The organism is Ekhidna sp. (assembly GCF_040223195.1).
Classification (GTDB): domain Bacteria; phylum Bacteroidota; class Bacteroidia; order Cytophagales; family Cyclobacteriaceae; genus Ekhidna.
In genome coordinates this window covers 1-2,345 of record NZ_JAVKDX010000001.1, presented here as the reverse complement: position 1 = coordinate 2,345, position 2,345 = coordinate 1, and the positions used below count along the sequence as shown (strand labels likewise).

The 2,345-nt window shown below is 41.6% G+C and carries 3 protein-coding genes; all 3 read left to right on the top strand.

Annotated elements, in window-relative coordinates; all coding sequences use genetic code 11:
* Positions 1 to 1,084: efflux RND transporter periplasmic adaptor subunit (locus tag RLN88_RS00015; RefSeq protein ID WP_350219319.1), on the top strand; the 1,084-nt coding region annotated here is incomplete at its 5' end.
* A gap of 36 nt (positions 1,085 to 1,120) precedes the next feature.
* Positions 1,121 to 1,507, top strand: a complete 387-nt coding sequence (locus RLN88_RS00010; protein WP_350219318.1) for a DUF302 domain-containing protein — start codon at positions 1,121 to 1,123, stop codon at positions 1,505 to 1,507.
* A complete protein-coding gene (locus tag RLN88_RS00005; RefSeq protein ID WP_350219317.1) occupies positions 1,508 to 2,311 on the top strand; it encodes a cation efflux transmembrane domain-containing protein in 804 nt (267 codons plus the stop codon).
* Positions 2,312 to 2,345 lie beyond the last annotated feature (34 nt).

Here is a 2,345-nt window from a genome sequence, read left to right as displayed (position 1 = left end):
TGCTGAAGAATCAGTAGGTGCTGTTCACTTGTCACAGCTGAAATTCAATAGCCTGGAGTTTAAAATTGACACGCTTCCATTGAGAGCTCTTTCCGGAGTAGTAGAAGCCAATGGTCAATTGGAAGTTCCGCCTCAACATGAGGCAACCGTCACTGCCATACTTGGTGCAAACATCACTTCCATCAAGGTCATTGAAGGTGATAAAGTGCGGAAAGGACAGGTCTTAGCATACCTCTCTCATCCAAACTTGTCACAGCTTCAAACCAACTATATCAAGGCGTATAGTCGCTTCCAGTATTTAGAAAAGGAAATGCAGCGACAAAAGCGATTGTATGAAGAAGAAGTTGGATCAGGAAAGACATATCAGGAAACAGTAGCTGAGTATCAGGGCATGAAAGGTGAAGTGAAAGGGTATGAAGTGCAGTTAAAACAACTCAATTTGAATGCGGTAAAGATACGGAGTGGAGAAATCTATGAGTACGTACCAGTAGTCAGCCCTATCAATGGATTCATACAAAAAGTCAAGATTCAGTTAGGCCAGTATGTTAATCCTCAGATCGAGATGTTTATGATAGTTAATATCGATCACATCCATGCCGACCTGATGGTTTTTGAAAAAGATGTGTACAAAGTAAAGGAGGGACAAAAAGTATCTTTTACTGTTGAGTCTGTTCCGGGAAATACGCTGACCGCTGAAATTTATTCGGTAGGCAAACAATTCGAGCTAAACCCAAAAGCAGTACATATCCATGCGGAGATTAACAATAAGGAAGACTTTCTGATTCCCGGCATGTATATCAATGGAAGAATCCATACCACTAGTCATAAAGTGACTGCCTTACCGGAAGATGCTATTATAGAAGAAGAAGGCAAGCCCTATATTTTCATGGCGGAAGCACATGAAGAAGATGGAGAAACCGAATGGAAATTTACACCAATTGAAATCCGAACAGGCATTACCGATGACGGGTGGATAGAGGTCAAGCTACTAGAGGAGTTACCTGAAGGAGCTGAAGTCGCCTGGAACAACGCCTACTATCTCATTTCAGAAATGAAGAAAGGGGAATTGGAAGACGATGATTAAAAATCAAAATTGTATAAACATAAATTTTAAAAAACCATGAGTTATTATTTCACAAAAACCATAGATGGTGATTTCGATGAAGCTATCGAAAAAGTCACTGAAGAACTAAAAAATGAGGGATTTGGTGTCCTAACTGAAATTGACATTAAGGCCACCTTGAAGAAGAAACTTGACGTTGATTTTTACAATTATAGAATCCTGGGAGCATGTAATCCTCCGTTTGCTTACAAAGCGCTACAGGCCGAAGATAAGATTGGAGCTATGCTTCCGTGCAATGTAATTGTCCAGGAAAAGGAGCCTGGCAAAATTGAGATATCTGCAGTGGATCCGGTGGCATCTATGCAATCGGTCAGTAATGAAGGTCTCGGAGAAATAGCCACACAAATACGAGAAAAACTGAAGCACGTAATTGATAGCCTGTAAATGTCCAAGGTAAAAAAATCGACTTTCTTCATCTCCAAAATGGACTGCCCCTCAGAAGAGCAGATGATCCGTATGAAGCTGGAACCTTATAACGAGGTGAAGCAGCTTTCTTTTGATATTCCAAATCGTAAACTAGAGGTATATCATACAGATGAAGTAGAAGAGATCCATCAGGCCATCGGTGAACTCAAACTCAATGACAGGTTGGAAAGTACGGAAGATGAAGTTGAGTTGCCACTGGCTTCTGACGATTCTCACCAGCGCAAAATATTGTGGTGGGTGCTGGGAATCAATTTCGGGTTCTTTGTGATAGAGATGACTACCGGATGGATATCACGTTCTATGGGCTTGGTGGCCGATTCACTGGATATGCTAGCAGATTCCATTGTCTACGGCCTTAGTTTATTGGCTGTAGGTTCAGCTCTATCACGTAAGAAAAGAGTAGCCAAAATCAGTGGCTATTTCCAGATGGGATTGGCACTGTTGGGTTTCTCAGAGGTGTTGCGCAGGTTTTTCAGCGAAAGCGAAACGCCCCTGTTTCAATGGATGATCATCATATCAGTGCTTGCACTTATAGGCAACCTTGTTTCGCTTTGGTTGATTAATAAAGCCAAAAGCGATGAAGCTCACATGCAAGCCAGCGCCATATTCACGTCGAATGACATTATCGTAAATGGTGGGGTGATTTTAGCAGGAGTGTTGGTTTATTTTCTCGATAGTAAATGGCCGGATCTGGCCATCGGGGGAATTGTATTTGCCTTCGTGATGAGAGGCGCAATCAGAATACTAAAACTTGCAAAATAATTATGGGACATAATCACGATCATTCACATAATCA